Here is a 15,238-nt window from a genome sequence, read left to right on the forward strand (position 1 = left end):
GATTTCTCGATTTAGACATTAGGTTTAAACGTTGGGACGATCGAAAGAATTTGCGAACATATCCGTCCAGACAAAATTCAAATCTGGGAATGCCAATATTGAGAATGTATCATTCTGTTCGTATCTCTGCATTCGCTTGTAACTACGCGTTGAGGGTTGCGAATAGGCTTCGATCGCTTGTTCGTTTAAGTCCAATAACCACATTTCGGAGATCCCTGCTTCAGCATAGATCGAGCTTTTTACCGTGCGATCGTAAGCAATCGTCGAATCCGACACCTCCACAACGAGCAAGATATCTTTGGCTGTAGGTAAATCTGATTCGTAAAAGTCCTGACGGGGCAAAAGTAGCGCAAGATCGGGTTGTGGCTCTGAGTCATCATTCAAGCGAATGGGGTTTTGCACCCAAACCAGTGCTTGCCCGATAAATTTTCCCTGAAATAGAGCATTTAGCCTTGCCACACAAGCAGCATGTTTTCTACCCACAGGTGACATTTTGATGATTTCTCCATCGATTAATTCCACGCGATCGCTTGACGAAAAAATACCAGTTTCGGCAATTTGATGATACTGATGCACTGTGAATTTGTGCTTGAACTGTTGCTTGAGCTGTTGTTCCAACATGTAGGCAGTCATCTGCGTTTCTCCTATCTGCACTTGGATGCTTCTTGCTTAGAGATACCATAAACTATAATGGCTGTGTTGTAATGCTCCATAAGCTGGTAATCAATTTCATCTAAACCTAGACATTGCAATAGATTTCTACGATAACCAATCAAAATCCCCATGCACTTCACTTAATGATTTTTTATGCGTAACAATGAGCTAGACCTTCAAATCCTCGATTTAGTTGCTTTTAACAGAGATCAGATAGGTATATTGCCGCAGGTTCTGCCTCAATATGAGATTTCAGTACTTCTTAATAAATTAGATGTTTTTTTCCAGAGAGGAGATTTACTTGCTAAACGGGTTGAGAATGACAGTGTTATTGAAAAAACAACCCTATTTATTCCAAATCGTCAAGAAATAGAGATGGCACTTACAGGTGAAATACTACTGTGGTATGAACTAACAAATCAAGGAGGGAATATGTGGGAGACACTACTTCAACCAAATTGGCATTTCTACTTATGTATAGAATCAGAATCCGAGATTGAATCTGGTAGTCTTGATATACTTGCTGAATTTATTACATTTCAATTTGCACACCCGTTTAAAACGATAAGTTGCGATTCCATTAATATTATCTACCTACAACCGTGGGAAGTCTCATACTGGAAGAATTTGCCTTTAGGGTATAAGCTATTTTATGGCAGTGATAAGGCTTCCAATCACTATCAAGAAGACCCAATCAAGGAAGGAGCTTTTGGTGCATTGTTCTCTAACTGGCAAGATAAGGTGAATACATGTTTTAGAGATAGAAAGAGGATCTATGAACCATATCCTCGTAGCACTATTTTAATCAAATGAAGTCTAGACAATTGTTGGGAATCATAATTAAAGCAATAGATCTCGAATGGGTTCACTTCTATAAGGTCATTGTGTTAGCTAGCATCTTGTAGGCTAACTTCAGAAGTAAAAGCTATAATACTAGTCTTCTAAATCATCAAACCCTAAAAAATCACCCAGCTTATGTGTGGAATTGTTGGTTATATCGGCGATCGCTCTGCCAATGAAGTATTGATCTCGGGCTTGCGCAAACTTGAATATCGGGGCTACGACTCGGCAGGAGTTGCCACAATTCCTAAGGGGCTGTCAGAGTTGCATCGCACCCGCGCCAAAGGCAAACTGATCAACCTAGAAGAAAAATTAGCGATCGAGGATATCAGCTACGCTTCTCAAATTGGCATCGGACATACACGCTGGGCAACCCACGGTAAACCCGAAGAACATAACGCCCACCCCCACACCGATATGTCGGATCAGTTGGCGGTCGTGCAAAACGGCATTATTGAGAACTATCATGCTCTGCGCCAAGAATTAAAGGAACGCGGACATGAATTCGTCACAGAGACCGATACGGAAGTCATTCCCCATCTGATTGCGGAATATTTAGGCAAAATCAGAACCGAACATGCACCCGCAGCCCCATCTAGCCCAGAGTTAATGGAAGCTGTACGCCTAGCGGTCAGCCGACTCGAAGGGGCTTTTGCGATCGCAGTCGTTCATGCCGACTATCCCGATCAAATTATCGCCGTCCGCCAACAAGCGCCCCTAGTGATTGGACTAGGCAAAGGAGAGAACTTCTGCGCTTCCGATACCCCTGCCTTGGTGGCATATACACGCACGGTTCTAGCGCTTGATAATGGCGAAATTGCCCGTTTAACCCGCGATCGCGTCGAGATTTTTAACTTTGCAGGCGATCGCCAACGTCGCAGCCCCCAAACCCTCAACTGGAATCCTGTGATGGTGGAGAAACAAGGCTTCCGCCACTATATGCTCAAAGAGATTTACGAACAGCCGGGTGTAATTAGAGCGGGATTGGCTAGCTATGTTTCTGATGCTGGCGTGGTAAATCTAGGCTTGTCTCCAGATTTCCTTAAAGGAATCGATCGCGTGCAGATTCTTGCCTGTGGTACGAGTTGGCATGCGGGATTGGTCGGCAAATATTTATTGGAACAGGTTGCCAATATTCCCACCAGCGTTCAATATGCCTCGGAATACCGCTATGCGCCACCTCCCGTAATTCCCAATACCCTCGTCATTGGCGTTACCCAATCGGGGGAAACTGCCGATACCCTCGCAGCTTTAGAACTGGCAAAATCGCGCGGCGATCGCTGTTTGGGAATTACCAATCGCACTGAAAGCTCCATTAGCCGCATTGCCAACCAGATCCTCGATACCCAAGCAGGGATTGAAATTGGGGTAGCAGCCACCAAAACCTTTGTTGCCCAGCTCCTGATCTTCTATCTGCTCACCCTAGAGCTAGGAATCAATCAACAAACGATTAGCGAAGCCAAGGCACAAAGCTTAATTGAAGGTCTACGCCAATTACCTGCCCAAATCGAACGCATTCTCGAAAGTCAAGAACGCTATATCGAGCAACTAGCCCACACCTTCGCCCATACTAAAGACTTTATCTATCTCGGTCGCGGCATCAACTTCCCGATCGCTCTAGAAGGTTCGCTCAAACTCAAGGAGATTAGCTACATCCATGCCGAGGGCTATCCTGCGGGTGAGATGAAACACGGCCCGATCGCCTTGCTCGATCAAGATATGCCTGTGGTGGCGATCGCCACACCTGGAACTGTCTATGAAAAAGTTCTCTCTAACGCTCAAGAAGCGAGAGCTAGAGAAGCCCAATTGATTGGTGTAGCTCCGATTGACGATCCTGTTGCAGTTGATACCTTCGATCATCTCCTTCCCATTCCCGTTGTGGATGAAATCCTCTCGCCCATTCTCACGGTAATTCCCTTGCAACTCCTCGCCTATCACATTGCGGCTCATAAGGGCTTAGATGTAGACCAGCCAAGGAACCTAGCAAAAAGTGTTACAGTGGAATAGACGATATAGATTTACCCTATGCCCGCCAAAGATATTTTTCATGACTGCGTGAAAATAGCCCTTGTTAAAGACGGGTGGTCGATTAGCCACGATCCCTATAGTTTAAAGGTTGGTAGAAAAGATCTGTTTATCGACCTCGGAGCCGAAAAATTAATTAGTGCAGAGAAAGGTTCTCAAAAGATCGCGGTTGAAATTAAAAGCTTTGTCAGTCCTTCAGAAATTCAGGATCTAGAAAATGCATTAGGTCAATACATTCTTTGTCACAATGTTCTAAGTAGAATAGAGCCCGATCGGGTTCTATATCTAGCAATTCGAGAGGCGGTTTTCTATAAATTATTTGAGCAAGAGATTGGGCAAATTCTTTTAGAAAACAAAGTTCTTAAACTTTTAACGTTCAACCCAGAAACTGAGGTAATCGCAAAATGGATCGACTAGATAGATACCGTCAAATTATCCGCACCGTACTTAAACCCTATGCGGATATCCGCTACGCGAATGTGAATGTCAAAAACCGTTCTGCTTTTGATACTGAAACAGATCAGTATATTATTCTTTCAGAAGGATGGGATAAGCTTCAGCATCTTCATGGGGTCTTGCTCCATGTTGAAATTGTTGATGGGAAGGTTTGGATTCAGGTTGATGGCACAGAATATGGTATCGCTCAAGAACTTCTCCAGTCTGGTGTTCCTAAAGAAGACATTGTGCTAGGATTCCATGAGCCATCAATTCGTCCACTTACGGGATTTGCGGTTGCCTAGGTTTTATTCTCAGCTATTTCCCTCAATTCGTTTTAATACTCTAGAGCTATTTTGAATGACTGCAAAACCAAAGCTCGAATTGATATGGATTGGCAAAGAAAATCGCTCCAAAATAGAGCTATACATTTTGCTAAAAGAGCCTAGACAAGTCTCATATTAAATTAGCTGCAAAAGCACCACGGACAGAAATCTAAAAAATCTAATGCAGTCCCTAACCCTGCGACTCAGCTTTGTGGTGAATTGGCTCGAAAACAGCTGTATAGCAATCGCCAGAGAGGTTAAGACAAAATTCTCCTTGTTAGCTGAGCGGAGCTAAAGCCTAATTCGTCCTATTGGACTTGGCTACTGCTATAACTTTGTATGGGAATCGGAATTGGGAACTTCTTAAAACACAAAAATAAGTTGGAGGTTCCAATCCTCTTCTCTCTTTTGGGAAGCATCAACGCCGATCGCGCGAATAAACTCGCGAAAATAGAAACGTCGCTCTGATTCGGAAAGGTCTAGCCAAAACTGAGGGATAGAGATGGTCTGCGCGATCGCCACTAAATTGATCGGGGGTAGCTGTGACAGTTTGGTTTCGAGATCGGCGATTTCCGTGCGAATTTTATAAAGGCGCAAATCTGCGGTTTCTGTATCTAAAATTCCTGAGGTCACCAATGGTGGAATCTTCTCCATCATGGCTTGCTTGGCAAGAATGACGGACTCAATTTGCGATTTGATATTTCCCAATTGCGATACACCCTGACTGCTCACCGCTTTAGGTAGTTCGTTGCAAATTTTATCGATGACTTGCTTGAGGACTCGATCGTAGTTAAGCCCTCGGCATTTTTGCGGTTGCGGACAGGTTTGACAGCGTAAATATAGATAGGACTTTACCCGATCCTTTTGTTTGGGATTCTTGAGCTTTTGTTTTTTGCCGCGATCGCCCACCGAAGCCACGGTCATTTTGCTCTGACAAGTCGCACAATATACGAGCCCTGCCAGCGATCGCTCCGCACTAGCCGAACGAGGAGGTAACGATCGATTGCGACGGAGCAGGCGATCGACCTGGGCAGCTTCGTCCCGCGAGATAATCGCTTTGTGGGTATCTCGGATAATTTGGGGTGGATCGACGGCTTGATAGGCTAAATCGCCGCGATAGGTGGGGTTGGTCAGCCAGTGTTTTCCCGTAGAAACTGCGATCGCTTTATTAAATTTCTGGGCAATATACCTCACAGCCCCTCGCAGAGAACCATACAGTAAAAAATGATCGAAAAATTCTTTGACAATGGGTGCATTGGCGCGATCGATCGCATACCTATCTTTGCCCCGTTTATAGCCAAAGGGGGCGTTCCCAGGAGGTGGTAATGCCTGAACTCGATTTTGTGCGTGCCCCTGACAAATTTTTTGGCGAATTTTTTGCTGCTGTTCGGTGAGTTCTGTATGCGATCCCCGCTGTAACGCTTCCGAAGATCCCTCTGGAAATTCTTCTGAGAATTCCTCTGATCGATGTTTTAAAGGGGCTGGATCGAAAGATGCCTCTGAGGACATAACTCTATATATTAGGGATCGGTTATTCAGAAATTCTCGCGATCGATGACCTATTGCCTGTGCATCGCGAATTGTTATATTTACAACAATTAACAAAGTCAATTTAAAGTCTATCTAAAGGAATAAATTCCTAGATCGAAGACGGTTCTCCGTAGCCTAAAGATGCGATTGCCGCCCCTCTAAACCTAGCAAAATTTTGACTAAACATTGTATATAGGTTAAGAAGGAGTTTAAACTACCTAAGTTTTTTCACAGTTCTTATGGATGTCATAGGCTAACCATGTCAACCCTTGTCATTGTCGAGTCACCTACAAAAGCCCGCACCATTCGCAATTTTTTGCCCAAAAGTTTCCAAGTCGAAGCTTCGATGGGGCATGTGCGGGATTTGCCTCAGTCGGCAAGTGACATACCAGCGAGCGTCAAGTCCGAAGAATGGGCAAAACTGGGGGTGAATGTGGATGCAGATTTTGAGCCCCTCTATATTATTCCCGACGACAAAAAGAAGATCGTGCGGGACTTAAAAGCCGCCCTCAAAGATGCCACCGAGCTAATTCTGGCAACTGACGAAGACCGTGAAGGCGAAAGTATTTCTTGGCATTTGTTGCAACTCCTGCAACCAAAAGTGCCCACCAAGCGCATGGTGTTTCATGAAATTACAGCAGAGGCAATTCGCGATGCTTTGCAAAACTGCCGCACCATCGATGAAAAATTAGTCCACGCCCAAGAAACCCGAAGAATTCTCGATCGCTTGGTGGGTTACACCCTCTCCCCCTTGCTGTGGAAAAAGATTTCCTGGGGACTCTCGGCGGGACGGGTGCAGTCCGTGGCGGTGCGCTTGATCGTCAACCGAGAGCGCGAACGCCGCGCCTTTAAATCGGGTAGCTTTTGGGATCTCAAAGCCAATCTCTATGCCCCAGAGCATGAGTTTCCTGCCCAGTTGGTTTCCGTGGGTGGCAGACAGGTAGCATCAGGTAAAGACTTCGATGAATCCACAGGCAGGATCGCTACTGGGCGCAATGTGCTTTTGCTGGATGAAGCCGCTGCGATCGCTTTGCAAAATCGATTGACAGGCAAGGTTTGGACAGTCACCAACCAAGAAGAAAGACCCAACACCCGTAAGCCTTCCCCCCCATTTACCACCTCCACTTTGCAGCAGGAGGCAAACCGAAAATTGCGTTTGTCGGCGCGAGACACGATGCGCGTGGCACAGGCACTGTACGAGCAAGGCTATATCACCTACATGCGTACGGACTCGGTCAACCTTTCGCAACAGGCGATTTCTGCTGCTCGTCAGTGTGTAGAGCAAATGTATGGGGCAAACTACCTCAGCCCTAAACCCCGCCAATATTCCACCAAATCGAAAGGAGCGCAGGAAGCCCACGAAGCCATTCGTCCTGCGGGTGAAACCTTCCGTACGCCCAAGCAAACTGGCCTCACTGGACGCGAAGCTGCCCTCTATGACCTGATTTGGAAGCGTACCGTAGCATCTCAGATGGCAGATGCACAACAGACCTTAATCAGCGTACAGGTGCAGGTTGAGGATGCTTTATTCCGTGCTTCAGGTAAGCGCATTGACTTTGCTGGGTTCTTTCGCGCCTATGTCGAAGGCTCCGACGATCCCGATGCTGCCCTAGAAGGACAAGAGGTGGTGCTGCCCAGAATGGCTGTAGGCGACCATCCGAATTGCCAACAAATCGCCCCTATCGGTCACGAAACCCAACCGCCTGCCCGTTATTCCGAAGCCACACTGGTGAAGATGCTAGAAAGTGAGGGGATCGGTCGCCCCAGTACCTATGCCAGCATCATTGGTACGATTTGCGATCGCGGCTACGTACAGGTGCTTAACAATGCCCTCGTGCCCACGTTTACCGCCTTTGCGGTGACTTCTTTACTAGAAGAACACTTCCCCAAATTTGTCGATCCCGGCTTTACTTCCAAAATGGAGCAAACCCTAGACGATATCTCGACCGGTAGCGTGGAATGGTTGCCCTATTTGCGTGAATTTTACTCTGGTAGTCAAGGTCTCAATAGCCAAGTTAAAGAACGCGATAGCCAGATCGATGGTGAGACAGCGCGCACAGTCGTGCTTGAAGGTTTGGAAGATTTCAAGATCAAAATCGGTAAGTTTGGTCCTTACATCCAAAAGGTTGATGGCGAAACCACGATTAGTGCTTCGATCCCGCAAGACTTGACCCCCGCCGATCTGTTGCCTGAAAAAATTGAGGTTTTACTCAAGCAAAAACTCGAAGGGCCCGATCAGTTAGGCATAGACCCAGAGTCAGGGGAGCCCATCTTTGTGCTGATGGGGCAATATGGTCCCTACGTGCAGTTGGGTAAGGCTACAGATGAGAAACCCAAGCCCAAACGCGCTTCCTTACCCAAAGGCGTGAAACCCGAACAAGCCACCTTACAAATGGCGATCGATCTGTTGCAGATGCCTCGCACCCTAGGGCTGCATCCAGTCACGGGTAAAAAAGTGCAGGCAAATCTAGGACGATTTGGTCCCTATGTGGTGCACGATCAAGGCAAAGATGGCAAAGATTACCGATCGCTCAAAGGAGACGATAACCCCTATACGGTTACCTTTGAGCGTGCCTTAGAACTCTTGGCACAACCCAAGGCTGTACGAGGGGCAAGTGCCAAAGTGTTACGAGCCTTGGGCGAGCATACTGAGGATGGCGAACCTGTCGAACTGATCGAGGGCAAATATGGTCCCTATGTCAAGCATGGCAAAGTAAACGTGTCCCTACCTAAAGAGCAGTCTCCCGACGACATTACCCTGGAACAAGCGATCGCTTTGCTAGAGACAAAGAAAGGAACCAAAACTACCACCAAGAAAAAAGCGACAACGACCAAAACTACCGCTAAAACTGCGACAAAAACTACGGCTACCAAGACCACAAAAAAAGCTGCTGCTAAACCCGCCGCCGCCAAGACCACCCGTACCTCGACCAAAAAAGCCACAGCCAAAAGTTAAGCGGTCAAAAGTTAAGTGCAATCCATTTTGTCCCCCTTTTGTAAGGGGGATGCCCGATCGGGCAGGGGGATCGAGCCTTTTGGTTCCAGCAGGTTAGCCTGCTTTGTTCCGAAGTTCTTAACCCGAATTCACGTTAAATAGATTCCATTAACTCGATGGGTAAACCATCGGGGTCGGCAATGAAAGCCACTTTATAGCTGCGATCGCCGATCGCTTGTTCTCTAGGGGGTAAAAGTAGTTTCAGTTTTCCTAAGGCGGATACTAAGCGTTCTAGTAGCGCCTCTAGGTTGTCCACATGAAAGGATAGGTGATAGTAGCCGACGTAATGCTCGTCGCCAAAGCAGTCGGGGGCGGCTTTGGGTTCGGGAATTTGGATTAGTTCTAAATGGGTTCCCGCACCCACCATCCAACAAGCAAGGGTGATGCCTGCGGTAAAGCGCGTTTCCACCTCAAAGCCTAGTTGCTCGTAAAAAGCGATCGCGGCAAAAATATCGGCAGTCCGAATTGATGTGTGATGGTGGCTCAACATAGACAAGATAGACCAAGGATTTCCATAAGCTTACTGCTGAATTTTATAGATATTTTTCGGGGTTGCGTGTTGCGGGATGGCTCAGGAGTATGATCTGACAGGACAATAAACACAGATACCATGACGATACGAGTTGGAATTTTAGGATTTGGTGGCTTAGGACAAGCGGCAGCTAAAGTGTTAGCGGGTAAGCAAGAGATGACTTTAGTGGCAATATCCGATAAACAGGGATTTGCCTATGCCCCCAATGGGTTTGACATTGACGCAGCGATTGCCGCTTACAACCAAAAAGGCTCTGTAGGTTACTTAGAGCCATCAGGCGTACTCAGCCAAGATAGCATTGCAGAAGCGATCGCTGTGGCAAAGGATGTGGATGGTTATTTCTTAGCTTTGCCAAACCTGCCCAATACCTTTATGGCAAGCGTGGCAAAGCAATTTATTCAAGCGGGTTGGCGAGGCGTGTTGGTGGATGCGATCAAACGCACCAGTGCCGTAGAGCAACTCGTCGGGCTATCCGCAGACTTAGAAGCAACGGGCATCACCTATATGACAGGTTGTGGCGCAACTCCCGGTCTATTGACGGCGGCAGCTTCTGTGGCAGCTCAGAGTTTTGCCGAAGTGCATAAAGTCGAAATTACTTTCGGGGTCGGCATTGCCAACTGGTCGGCTTACCGTGCCACGATTCGCGAAGATATCGCTCATATGCCTGGCTACAGTGTCGAAATTGCCCAAGCCATGACCGATGCAGAAGTAGAGGCTTTGCTAGATAAAACCAATGGCGTGATTACCCTAGCGAATATGGAACATGCCGACGATATTTTGTTGGAGCGTCTGGGAATTTGCGATCGCGATCGCGTCACGGTAGGCGGCGTGGTCGATACCCGCAATCCTCAAAAGCCGCTCAGTACGAATATGAAGCTGACAGGACGCACGTTTGAGGGCAAAATTTCTACCCACACCTTCACACTTGGGGATGAAACCAGCATGGCAGCAAATGTCTGCGGCCCTGCATTTGGCTATCTCAAAGCCGCCCATCAATTCCGCCAACGTGGCATCTGTGGTTTATTCACGGCTGCTGAAGTTATGCCCCAGTTTGTTCGCTAATTCTTTGCCCCCTAACTCCCCCAGAATTGGGGGCTGGGGGGCTAGACCCATATTGAACGATCGGGGAACCCCATAGAGGATTGTCCATTCAGCAATTCGTTATGATAAATATAGTGAATCGCAGAATAGGGATAGGACAAAGTGCAGCAATTAGACCAAATTCAAGATACCTCTGCGACCTTCTCGCCTGAATGCCTTCGACGGGCAGAGGTCGCATTACGCTGTGCCCCTTTTACGCTAAAGCTGCTGGCGGATATGGCAAAACAGGGAATCATGCTGCGCGCGATCGCTGGAGCAGAGGGCATCAAACACCAATATGCAACCCGTCTCACCAATTTAATTAGTACTGAAAACTCTTTGCTTTGGTTGATTCAAGTGGGAGTCCTGCGCCGTGAGGTCGATGGACAGGGCATTACAGACAGTTTTCGGTTGACACCCTTGGGACATTACCTGCTCGATAAATGGCAAGCGCAAGCCCAATTCCCAAAGGCAACGATCGGCGATCGCTGGCAAAATCTGATCGCTCAACTTCAGCCCTCTCGCTTTTTCTAGATAATTCTTTGTAGCCCAATCAATACCCATGCAAAAATTCCTCACAGCCAGTTTAATCTTTCTGACCACGGCAACCGTTCCATTTCTTGCCAGTGAATCGAGCCAAGCGCAGCCTCTTTTGCCTCCTGACACACCAACTCAGATAATCCCACTCAAAGGCGATCGCGTTACCGTTCGCATCATTAATAAAGCCAAGGATGCTATTACCTTTCAGGCATTAGGGGATACTAGTCGTCGTTCTCTCAAGGGGAACACAAGTGTAACGCTACAAAATCTTAAGGTTCCACTTTCTCTAACGTTTTATTACCAAGATGTTAAAAGAAGCTACGTTCTCAAAACGGGATTGATCGACGCCAAAATTGTAGAAACCAAAACTGCGGGAAGTATTGACTTGGTGCTCAGTCCCACCACCGATCCAGACAGCCACAGAAGCAGTATGTACATCTATACAGATGGTTCCGTCACATTTTTTTAGCAGGTGGTTTCTGTATTGAGAATCTCAGGGCTCTCGCAAAAATTGAGGGATTCGCTAAAGTCAGCACGAGGAAGTAGAACAGCAATATCTGGCTGTGGCTCTGAAGAGTCATTTAACGAGATCGGATCTTGAGCGTCAACGATCGCTAGATCGCCGAGCTTTTTTGCCAAGAGGTCGATCGCTCTTCTGACACAACTGGCATGACGAACCCCTATCGGCGACATTTCAATAATTTCTCCATGAATCAGTTCTAGGCGATCGCTGGCTTCAAGTATGCCATTTGCCGCCATTTGGTGATATTGCTCTCATTTGGTGATATTGCTCTACTGTAAATTTGTGTCTAATCAGTTGAAGTACCATAATTTACGAGTTCCTGTAACTTTTGAGTTTCATGGCGATCAAAATCACTGTAGCCAATATTGCCAGCATCGTACAACGCTGAAAGTCTTGGCGATAACTCACAACCAAACCACAAATACCGATCAGGAGCAATTTAAAGGCGTTCATATGAGAATTACAGATACAACTTTATAGTCTGTCAGTTTAAACGGAGCGTTAATTTTATGACTCCTACATAGCAGCCAAGATCCTAAGATAGAGTTAATTATTCCGTAGCCTCTCAAGCAACTTTGCGAGATATTCTTTTTTATCACCCTTCAGTCCACCTAAATTTGCAATATTTTCTCGAATTGTAGGAATACAATATTGGGTCATTTCTTCTTGAACTTGTTGTGAGTTGAAACGGAGAGTACGCCAACCAGCAGTTGCAAGATCGTTATTTCTCCGATTGTCCAAAGGAATTCGCTCCTTGTCTGCATGCCAAGTATCACCGTCTGTCTCTGCATCTATTTTCCCTTTTTTACAATAAATCGCAAAATCAAGGCGATAGATATTTTCCTTGACCTGTACCTTCTCTTGACGTTCTGCATCAATAAAAAGGCGTTTCAGTTCAATCCAAAGTTTATCTTCTAATGGACTCTCGCTCCATAGATCGTTAATTTCAGTTGCATTCTTTAGCTTTTCCCAAGTTGTGGGAATAAAAGATATGCTTCTGAGCCTACGGCTATGAATTGGCTTCGACAGTTTTTCTACAGAATAAAGGTCTATTTTATAATAACGTTTATGGGTTTGGGATTATGCGATTCATGAGGAAAAAGTTCCTGTCTGGAAACCTGACGAATTGACTTTATGGGAGCATAGTAATTGACAGCAAATGCTTCATCACGAAAAACCATGGGCTGATAAAAAGCTACCCATTTTGGATCCCACCGATCTCGTTCTTTGAGCCGTTCCACTTGCTCGACAGGAATTCGATACCAGTATTGCTCGCGGACAATTTTCATGTCAGAGACTTCTGGGATAACTGCTACAAGTACTTCGCCAGGCTTTGTCACTTTCCTAGACCTATGCCTAAATATTAATGATAATCTTACTACTTCCTCTAACTACCAATTAGTGCTGAACATGGCTGAACACAGTACACCAAATATTCCGCCTCAAACCATACTAGATTTTGCCTTGGAGCAATTACGCCAAACCCTGCGCCAAGGGCAGAGAGCGATGGCAGACTGGAATGGTGGTGAGTTAGCCGTCTCTGCTGTGCCGGGCGCAGGTAAATCAACAGGGATGGCGGTAGCCGCCGCGATCGCGATCGCCAAGTACAGATTACATCGCCAAAATCAGCTCGTTATCGTCACCTTTACCCGTTCGGCTGCTAGTAACATTCGCAAAAAAGTACGGAAGCATTTAGAGCAGCTACATTTGCCCCATAGTGCTTTTACGGTAAATACATTGCATGGGCTTGCCTTTAGTATTGCCAGTTCCCATCGCGAGATCTCAGGATTTAGTATGGGCGAAACCCAGATCGTCTCGGAATCGCAAAAGCAGCGATTGATTCGCTTGACGGCTGCTCAATGGATTAAAGACTATCCCAAACTATACGGACTCCTATTGGAAGGAAGGGGTTTTGATGGCGAAGACACCGAGAGATTGCGCCGCCAAACCGTGTTACGAACGGATGTGTTACCGAGTTTAGCGAGAGAAGCGATCGCTACAGCCAAGAGCTCGGGGTTAACCCCAGAGGATTTACGCAATGTCGTTCGCATTGGGGGCATACCTGATGGGGGCACGATCTTAGAAATTGCCGCAGGACTTTTCGATACCTATAACCGCTTGCTCAAGCAGCAGGGAATGCTGGACTACGATGACATGATCTTAGGTGCACTCAGGGTTTTAGAGAATGAATCTGTGCGGCAATATTGGCAGGATCGGATTTTTGCCGTATTTGAAGATGAAGCGCAGGATTCTTCGCCTTTGCAGACAAAGCTCTTAGAAATTCTGGCGGGTCAGTCTGTGGCAGTTGGAAGTCAGCTTGCGGTCATGGAACCGATCGCGTTGGAAGTCAGCAATTTAATTCGGGTGGGCGATCCCAATCAGGCGATTAATTCCACCTTCACAACCGCCGATCCGAGCTTCTTTAATCGATTTTGCGATCGCTGCGATCGGCAACAAAGATTGGTGACGCTCGACCAAGCAGGACGCAGTACGGCGAGAATTATGACAGCCGCCAATTTCGTCTTAGATTGGGTAAATCAATCGCAATATGCCAAACAGGAGGCTCCATTCCGTCAGCAACGGATTCGGGCAGTCGATGTCAACGATCCGCAAGCCAATGCGAACCCCGACCCCTTAGGTAGAGGTGTGGAAATCTATTTACCTGAAGTTCTAGATGATATCGAGCAGGAAGCCGATCGCATTGGAGAGAGAGTCAGACAGCTTTTAGAAGGCGATCGCAATCTCAGTATTGCCATTCTGGTCAGGCAGCATAACCAAGGCAAGTTTATTTGCGAAAGGCTTCAGGCTTTTGCGAAAGAACATGAAATTCCAATCTATGATGTAGAGCAGAGCAATCGTCGTTCTCGCGTTCCTGCGGATATGCTGACGATTTTACAGTTCATGGAACGTCCGCATTCCACGGATAATCTAAAAGCGGCACTGACGGTGATGGCGGAACGACAGCTTATTAATACGCAGCAGGATTTAAATGCCCTTGCGAGTACGCCCGAACAGTTTCTCTATCCCACAGTTCTCGATCCTGAGTTATCAAGAATTGCTAGGGAAGCTCAGGCGAAATGCACGGGATTGCTGAGAGCGAAGATCGAACTTCCTTTATATAATTTGATTGCTTTTATCGCGATGACGCTCGACTACGAGCAGGGAGAATTGGCAACCGCAGATAAGCTGGGCGATCGCCTCAGTCAAGAACTCTCAGGCAATTACAATATGGCAACGGTAATCGAGTCACTCCAAGATATTGTTCTGTCAGAGAACTTTGAAGCCGTTGAAGAAGAGAATCTAGAAGACCGCTATGTCAAGCTTGGACAACTGACGGTGATTAGCCTGCACAAGGCAAAGGGATTAGATTGGGATGTGGTATTTATGCCATTTCTCAGCGATCGCATTTGTCCCGGCAGTCCATTTATGCCCGATGGCGTGAGGTTTTTAGGAGACTACACCTTGCCTGAAGTCGCCCGAGCGCAAATTCGTTCGATTTTACACGAAGATTCCGTTCCCGATCCGATCGCGGCTTGGAATCAATGCAATACGCTCAAGCAAGCTGAGGAGTTCCGTTTGCTCTATGTAGGGATGACCCGCGCCAAGCGCCTGCTCTGGCTTTCTGCCTCGCGCAATGCTCCTTTTAATTGGAATAATTTGGATAGTCGCACGGACAAGGTATCGGTCTGTCCCGCGATCGCCGCCCTAGCCCAGAAATTCCCAGAGTTACGATGAATCATCTACAATTTTGATTATTC

16 protein-coding genes are annotated in these 15,238 nt (G+C 46.8%); 10 read left to right on the forward strand and 6 right to left on the reverse strand.

Annotated elements, in window-relative coordinates; translation table 11 throughout:
• Nucleotides 1–24 precede the first annotated feature (24 nt).
• A complete protein-coding gene (locus tag ACP2WE_RS01675) occupies nt 25–633 on the reverse strand; it encodes a Uma2 family endonuclease (protein ID WP_425213859.1) in 609 nt (202 codons plus the stop codon).
• A gap of 174 nt (nt 634–807) precedes the next feature.
• Here ACP2WE_RS01675 and ACP2WE_RS01680 point away from each other — a divergent pair, with 174 nt between their 5' ends.
• The 4 genes from ACP2WE_RS01680 (at nt 808) to ACP2WE_RS01695 (ending at nt 4,259) form a co-directional block, all read left to right on the forward strand.
• Nucleotides 808–1,467 (forward strand): hypothetical protein, encoded by a 660-nt coding sequence (locus tag ACP2WE_RS01680; RefSeq protein WP_425213860.1) that lies wholly within the window; start codon nt 808–810, stop codon nt 1,465–1,467.
• Nucleotides 1,468–1,629: 162 nt separating this feature from the next.
• Complete coding sequence (gene glmS / locus ACP2WE_RS01685; protein ID WP_425213861.1) at nt 1,630–3,501, forward strand: glutamine--fructose-6-phosphate transaminase (isomerizing); 1,872 nt, start codon at nt 1,630–1,632, stop codon at nt 3,499–3,501.
• 18 nt (nt 3,502–3,519) lie between these two features.
• A complete protein-coding gene (locus ACP2WE_RS01690) occupies nt 3,520–3,936 on the forward strand; it encodes a XisH family protein (RefSeq protein ID WP_425213862.1) in 417 nt (138 codons plus the stop codon).
• Nucleotides 3,924–4,259: a XisI protein gene (locus ACP2WE_RS01695; protein WP_425213863.1), complete on the forward strand. Its 336-nt coding sequence runs from the start codon at nt 3,924–3,926 to the stop codon at nt 4,257–4,259. Before ACP2WE_RS01690 ends, ACP2WE_RS01695 begins: the two co-directional genes overlap by 13 nt.
• Nucleotides 4,260–4,643: 384 nt before the next feature.
• On the opposite strand, the gene ACP2WE_RS01700 is transcribed toward ACP2WE_RS01695, so the two are convergent.
• Nucleotides 4,644–5,789, reverse strand: coding sequence for a recombinase family protein (locus ACP2WE_RS01700; RefSeq protein ID WP_425213864.1), 1,146 nt, complete (start codon nt 5,787–5,789; stop codon nt 4,644–4,646).
• A 280-nt stretch (nt 5,790–6,069) separates the two neighbouring features.
• On the opposite strand from ACP2WE_RS01700, the gene topA reads away from it, so the two are divergent.
• Nucleotides 6,070–8,766: a type I DNA topoisomerase gene (gene topA / locus ACP2WE_RS01705; protein ID WP_425213865.1), complete on the forward strand. Its 2,697-nt coding sequence runs from the start codon at nt 6,070–6,072 to the stop codon at nt 8,764–8,766.
• Nucleotides 8,767–8,899: 133 nt separating this feature from the next.
• On the opposite strand, the gene ACP2WE_RS01710 is transcribed toward topA, so the two are convergent.
• Nucleotides 8,900–9,295, reverse strand: coding sequence for a VOC family protein (locus ACP2WE_RS01710; protein WP_425213866.1), 396 nt, complete (start codon nt 9,293–9,295; stop codon nt 8,900–8,902).
• A 120-nt stretch (nt 9,296–9,415) separates the two neighbouring features.
• Here ACP2WE_RS01710 and bioU point away from each other — a divergent pair, with 120 nt between their 5' ends.
• The 3 genes from bioU to ACP2WE_RS01725 all read left to right on the forward strand — a co-directional run bounded on the left by bioU (nt 9,416) and on the right by ACP2WE_RS01725 (nt 11,426).
• The gene (gene bioU / locus ACP2WE_RS01715; RefSeq protein ID WP_425213867.1) at nt 9,416–10,399 is read left to right on the forward strand and encodes a (S)-8-amino-7-oxononanoate synthase BioU; all 984 of its coding nucleotides are present in this window, start codon (nt 9,416–9,418) and stop codon (nt 10,397–10,399) included.
• A 141-nt stretch (nt 10,400–10,540) separates the two neighbouring features.
• A complete protein-coding gene (locus ACP2WE_RS01720; protein WP_425213868.1) occupies nt 10,541–10,951 on the forward strand; it encodes an Npun_F0494 family protein in 411 nt (136 codons plus the stop codon).
• A gap of 28 nt (nt 10,952–10,979) precedes the next feature.
• Nucleotides 10,980–11,426 carry a hypothetical protein gene (locus ACP2WE_RS01725; protein ID WP_425213869.1) on the forward strand — a complete coding sequence of 149 codons (447 nt, stop codon included), beginning with the start codon at nt 10,980–10,982 and terminating at the stop codon, nt 11,424–11,426.
• Here the strand turns inward: ACP2WE_RS01725 and ACP2WE_RS01730 are convergent.
• Nucleotides 11,423–11,716, reverse strand: a complete 294-nt coding sequence (locus ACP2WE_RS01730; RefSeq protein ID WP_425213870.1) for a Uma2 family endonuclease — start codon at nt 11,714–11,716, stop codon at nt 11,423–11,425. The two genes, ACP2WE_RS01725 and ACP2WE_RS01730, sit on opposite strands and share 4 nt — an antisense overlap.
• 46 nt (nt 11,717–11,762) lie before the next feature.
• Between ACP2WE_RS01730 and ACP2WE_RS01735 the strand changes: the two genes are divergently transcribed.
• Nucleotides 11,763–11,960, forward strand: a complete 198-nt coding sequence (locus tag ACP2WE_RS01735; RefSeq protein WP_425213871.1) for a hypothetical protein — start codon at nt 11,763–11,765, stop codon at nt 11,958–11,960.
• A gap of 66 nt (nt 11,961–12,026) precedes the next feature.
• On the opposite strand, the gene ACP2WE_RS01740 is transcribed toward ACP2WE_RS01735, so the two are convergent.
• Together ACP2WE_RS01740 and ACP2WE_RS01745 are read right to left on the reverse strand one after the other, a co-directional pair.
• Nucleotides 12,027–12,533 (reverse strand): endonuclease domain-containing protein, encoded by a 507-nt coding sequence (locus tag ACP2WE_RS01740; RefSeq protein WP_425213895.1) that lies wholly within the window; start codon nt 12,531–12,533, stop codon nt 12,027–12,029.
• Entirely contained in the window at nt 12,530–12,820 is a 291-nt protein-coding gene (locus ACP2WE_RS01745) for a DUF8743 domain-containing protein (protein ID WP_425213872.1), read from the reverse strand. The genes ACP2WE_RS01740 and ACP2WE_RS01745 overlap by 4 nt, the downstream gene beginning before the upstream one ends.
• A 70-nt stretch (nt 12,821–12,890) precedes the next feature.
• Between ACP2WE_RS01745 and ACP2WE_RS01750 the strand changes: the two genes are divergently transcribed.
• Nucleotides 12,891–15,215, forward strand: a complete 2,325-nt coding sequence (locus ACP2WE_RS01750) for an ATP-dependent helicase (RefSeq protein ID WP_425213873.1) — start codon at nt 12,891–12,893, stop codon at nt 15,213–15,215.
• Nucleotides 15,216–15,238: the final 23 nt, after the last annotated feature.

It is taken from the genome of Tumidithrix helvetica PCC 7403, assembly GCF_965232925.1.
Lineage (GTDB): Bacteria > Cyanobacteriota > Cyanobacteriia > Pseudanabaenales > Pseudanabaenaceae > Tumidithrix > Tumidithrix helvetica.

Coding starts and splice junctions, on each gene's coding strand:
- ACP2WE_RS01675 (WP_425213859.1), bottom strand. CDS start 633: ATGACTGCCTACATGTTGGAACAACAGCTCAAGCAACAGTTCAAGCAC.
- ACP2WE_RS01680 (WP_425213860.1), top strand. CDS start 808: ATGCGTAACAATGAGCTAGACCTTCAAATCCTCGATTTAGTTGCTTTT.
- glmS (WP_425213861.1), top strand. CDS start 1,630: ATGTGTGGAATTGTTGGTTATATCGGCGATCGCTCTGCCAATGAAGTA.
- ACP2WE_RS01690 (WP_425213862.1), top strand. CDS start 3,520: ATGCCCGCCAAAGATATTTTTCATGACTGCGTGAAAATAGCCCTTGTT.
- ACP2WE_RS01695 (WP_425213863.1), top strand. CDS start 3,924: ATGGATCGACTAGATAGATACCGTCAAATTATCCGCACCGTACTTAAA.
- ACP2WE_RS01700 (WP_425213864.1), bottom strand. CDS start 5,789: ATGTCCTCAGAGGCATCTTTCGATCCAGCCCCTTTAAAACATCGATCA.
- topA (WP_425213865.1), top strand. CDS start 6,070: ATGTCAACCCTTGTCATTGTCGAGTCACCTACAAAAGCCCGCACCATT.
- ACP2WE_RS01710 (WP_425213866.1), bottom strand. CDS start 9,295: ATGTTGAGCCACCATCACACATCAATTCGGACTGCCGATATTTTTGCC.
- bioU (WP_425213867.1), top strand. CDS start 9,416: ATGACGATACGAGTTGGAATTTTAGGATTTGGTGGCTTAGGACAAGCG.
- ACP2WE_RS01725 (WP_425213869.1), top strand. CDS start 10,980: ATGCAAAAATTCCTCACAGCCAGTTTAATCTTTCTGACCACGGCAACC.
- ACP2WE_RS01730 (WP_425213870.1), bottom strand. CDS start 11,716: ATGGCGGCAAATGGCATACTTGAAGCCAGCGATCGCCTAGAACTGATT.
- ACP2WE_RS01750 (WP_425213873.1), top strand. CDS start 12,891: ATGGCTGAACACAGTACACCAAATATTCCGCCTCAAACCATACTAGAT.